This window comes from Streptomyces sp. SID3343 (genome assembly GCF_009865215.1).
Classification (GTDB): domain Bacteria; phylum Actinomycetota; class Actinomycetes; order Streptomycetales; family Streptomycetaceae; genus Embleya.
On sequence record NZ_WWJX01000837.1, the window covers coordinates 1 to 4,024 of the forward strand.

A 4,024-nucleotide genomic window follows, 5' to 3' on the forward strand; every position below is an offset into this window, starting at 1 on the left:
GGCGCGCCCCCCGTGCGCGCTCCGGAACCGCACCGGGCCGGACCGCACCCGCGTGACCGGGTCGCGTCGCGTCGCGTCGCGTCGGCGAACACACCAGTGCTGCGGGACGGCGTCGCTCCCGCTCCCGGCGCGGATACGCTCGGCCCGTACCGCCCTTGCAGTTGCGGGCGGCCGCAAGCGACGAAGATCCGAGCCACAGGGAGTAGACGATGGGCGAGCCGGTCGCGGTGGGTCTGGTCGGCGCAGGACCTTGGGCGGAGCGGGTGCATGCCCCGGTATTCGCCGCCGGGCCGCAGACGCGGCTGGCCGCGGTGTGGGCGCGGCGCCCGGACGCGGCCCAGCGACTCGCGGAGCGATACGACGCGGTCGCGTGCACGGAATACGACGACCTGCTCGACCGGTGCGAGGCCGTGGTCTTCGCGGTCGCTCCCGAGGCCCAGCCCGCGTTGGCCGAGCGCGCGGCCCAGGCCGGCAAGGCCGTACTGCTGGAGAAGCCGGTCGCCGACAACCTCGACGCCGCGCGCAGGTTGGCCGACGCGATCGGCGAGGCCGGCGTCGGCTCGATCGTCACGCTCTCCGCGCGGTTCGCCCCGCAGGTGCGGGTGTTCCTCGACAAGGTGGCCGAGGACTCCGCCGGCTCCGCGTGGGCCGGCGCCCGACTGACGTGCGTGACGGGCGCGTTCCTGGGCGGCCCGTTCGCGGCGTCGCCGTGGCGGCAGGCGCGCGGCGCGCTCCTGGATGTGGGACCGCACGCCTTCGACCTGGTGAGCGCGGCCCTGGGCGACGTCGTGGACCTACGCGCCGACGGCGCCGGCGCCGGCTGGACCTCGCTGCAACTCGTACATACCGGCGGCGCGGTATCGCAGTTGGTGTTGTGCTGCACGGCCGAGGCCGGCCACCGCTACGACGTCGAGCTGTACGGGTCGGCCGGGTCCACGCGCCTGGACCTTTCCGAGGCGATCGACGAATCGGCGTTCGCGGTCCTGCGCGAAGAGTTCGCGGGCCTGGTCCGCAGCGGCGGCGACCACCCGTTGGACGTACGGCGGGGCGTATACCTCCAGGAGCTCATCGCCCAAGCCGAGCACCAACTCGCGGCCCGCACCTGAGGCGGCCGGATCGGCGGACCCCATCGGGCGCCGCAGCCGGCGGGTCACGTGCGGAAGTCGCCCAGGAAAAGGGAGGAAGGCAAGGAAGGGAGACCGCGCCACCCACGCACCCCAAGACACCCAAGACACCCAAGACACTCAAGACACCCAAGACACCCAAGACACCCAAGACACCCAAGACACCCAAGACCAAAGTCCCGCATCTCTGCCCGAAGTGCCCTACCGATTCGTCCCGCGGTGAGCGCAGAGTGGGAGGGCACGGTCATGCCCGGCCGGCCCCCACCGCAGAAGGCAGTCCCGCACCATGGCCGAGCCCGGCAATCCACCCGACCGTCACATCAACCGTGCGCGTCGACCCGCCCCCGTGCCCGGCGCCGCGCGCGAGGTCCGCAGACTGCTCCGGGTCGTCCCGGACGCGCTGCGGACGCGACGAGCCCGCCGGCGGTCCTCGGCGCCGATCGAGGCCTACTCGCCCACCGACATCCGCCCGCCGGTCGAAGTCCGCCCACCCGCCTCGGCCTCCGCGACGATGACCGACCTCGACGTTATGAAGCGGCTCACCAAGCTCGGCGCGTTGCGCGACTCCGGGATCGTCACCGCCGCCGAGTTCGAAGCCAAGAAGGCCGAACTTCTCAGGCGGCTGTGACCCTTCGCCGCTCGTCCGGCCGCCGTTCGTCACTCGGTCAGCAATCGATCCGTACTCCGTCCGTACTTCGTCCGTACTCCGTCCGCATCCGGTCCGCGCCCGGTGCTCACTCGTTCGGCGCACGGCCGGCAGTGTCCGCCCGCACCTCGGGTATCGGGTGCCGACGGTCCGTCCGGGCCGTGCCGGCCGTGCCGGCGGGTAGGGATCGGAGGTCCGGTGGGTCGCTACTCCGCGCCGCTCGCCCGGACGACGATCCATCGGGTTCTGGTGTTCCTGGTCCTGCTGATCGTGGCAGGCGCCGCGTTCGACCTGTCGACGCCGTCCCGGTACACCGCCTCGCCGTTCCTCGCGGCGGCGCCCGCGGTGGCCCTGGGCACGCTGTCGCCCCGGTTCGTGCCGTACGTCGTCGGCTTGTCGCTGTCCGTCGGGATCGGCCTGACCCTGTACGACCGCAGCGGAACGCACAGTCTGCTCGACCTGGCGGCCCTGGCGTTCCTGTGCGGCGCCGTGCTGCTGCTGACCCGGGCCCGTTCACGCGACGAGGGCGAACTCGCGTCACTGCGCGGGCTCACCGAACTCCTCCAGGACATCGTGGTGCCCGATCCGCCGACCGAGCTGGGGCCGCTCAAGGTCGCGTGGCGCTACGAGGCCGCCGACTCCGAGGCCCGCATCGGAGGTGACGCGTACGGTGTCGAGGACACCCGCTTCGGGGTCCGCCTCCTGGTGGCCGACGTACGGGGCAAGGGGCTCGGCGCGATCGAGGCGGTCACCATCCTGCTCGGTGCCTTTCGCGAGGCCGCTCACCACGTGGAACCGCTCGCCGACGTGGTCGAGCGCGTCGAGCAGTCGCTGACCCGCTCGAACAACCGGCGTGACAACTCCGACGAGAGCGAGTGGTTCACCACCGCCCTGTTCGCCGAGATCTCCGGCAACGGCGACACCGTACGGCTGATCAACCGAGGACATCCGCCGCCGGTACTGTTCGGCCTCGACGGCCGCGCGCGGCACCTCGGCCCGAGCGAACCCGACCTGCCGCTCACCTTGGCACTCACCCTCCCGGGCGCGGCTGAAGGTCTTTTCGATGCCGCGCCGACGATCGACACCTTCGCCCTGCCCGAGGGGGCGAGCCTGCTGTTGCTCACCGACGGCGTCACCGAGGCGCGCAACGTCCGGGGCGTCTTCTACGACCCGGCGATCGGCCTGGCCGGCCGGCTCTTCACCGACCCGGACACCCTCCTGGACACGCTGCTCGGCTCCGTGGCCGGGTGGACGGGCCACAGCCTCCACGACGACATGGCGCTTCTCGCGGTCACCCGCACCGCTCCCCCGACACCCGGCGACCGCTGACGGGCATCCTGTGCCATTCGTTCGGCCGACTTGAAAGCGACTGCCCCCGGGGCGTGGCCGTGCGGGTGCAACGCGACTCCGCCCCACCCACCCCGCGCACGCCCCGACGCGAATACCGGAGGGCCACGGCGGCCCGCGCCACCGACCCGCAGGACGATCAGCCCGAATTGTGCAGTTCGCCCGCCGGGAGGATCGTGGTCGTCAGGGCCGTACGGGTGTCGATCCTCTCGACGCGCATGAATGCCCTGACCGATCCTGTCCGATCTCGCAGCCCGAAAGAGGGTCCGTGATGGCTACCAAGTCGACCGCCTGGACCGGGTGGGTGGCCTTCGCCGCCTGCACCCTGATCGTGTTGGGCGCGCTCAACCTCATCCAGGGGTTCGTGGCTCTGTTTTCCGACGACTACTTCGTCAGCCGCTCCGGCGACCTGATGGTGTGGGACTTCACCGCGTGGGGTGTGATCCTGCTGATCTTCGGCGGTCTGCAACTGCTCATCGGCATGGGCCTGTTGACCGGATCCGGGGTCTCGCGGGTACTCGCGGCGATTCTCGTGATGGTCAACATCGTGGCCCAGATCGCCTTTCTCGCCGCATACCCGGTGTGGTCGACGATCGTGATCGCGCTCGACATCTTCGTCCTGTACGCGCTGACCGCGCGCTGGGACGCGGCCATGGGCGGCCGTTCCACCCACAGCCACCCCGAGGCCACCTGGCAGGCAGACGAAGCCGCCGACACCACGTCCCAGTCGGCGGGAGCGCACCGGCGCACGATGTCCTGACAATCCACGGGCGGCAGCCGAAAACGCGCCACCCCGAACCCGACCCGAACCGAACGAAACCCCAACGGCCCACCGCCCACCGCCCACCGTCGGACGGTGGGCGGTTCGCCATGTCGACCGAAGGGCCCCCGAGCCCCGCCCCACCCC

The 4,024-nt window shown here is 71.6% G+C and carries 4 protein-coding genes; all 4 read left to right on the plus strand.

The features are described from left to right. Positions 1-209 precede the first annotated feature (209 nt). The 4 genes from GT354_RS26210 to GT354_RS26225 all read left to right on the plus strand — a co-directional run bounded on the left by GT354_RS26210 (position 210) and on the right by GT354_RS26225 (position 3,877). Complete coding sequence (locus GT354_RS26210; RefSeq protein WP_161358839.1) at positions 210-1,106, plus strand: Gfo/Idh/MocA family oxidoreductase; 897 nt, start codon at positions 210-212, stop codon at positions 1,104-1,106. A 304-nt stretch (positions 1,107-1,410) separates the two neighbouring features. Next, complete coding sequence (locus GT354_RS26215; protein ID WP_161358840.1) at positions 1,411-1,752, plus strand: SHOCT domain-containing protein; 342 nt, start codon at positions 1,411-1,413, stop codon at positions 1,750-1,752. A 216-nt stretch (positions 1,753-1,968) separates the two neighbouring features. Then, positions 1,969-3,099, plus strand: coding sequence for a PP2C family protein-serine/threonine phosphatase (locus GT354_RS26220; protein ID WP_161358841.1), 1,131 nt, complete (start codon positions 1,969-1,971; stop codon positions 3,097-3,099). 289 nt (positions 3,100-3,388) lie between these two features. Then, positions 3,389-3,877, plus strand: a complete 489-nt coding sequence (locus GT354_RS26225; protein ID WP_161358842.1) for a hypothetical protein — start codon at positions 3,389-3,391, stop codon at positions 3,875-3,877. Positions 3,878-4,024: the final 147 nt, after the last annotated feature.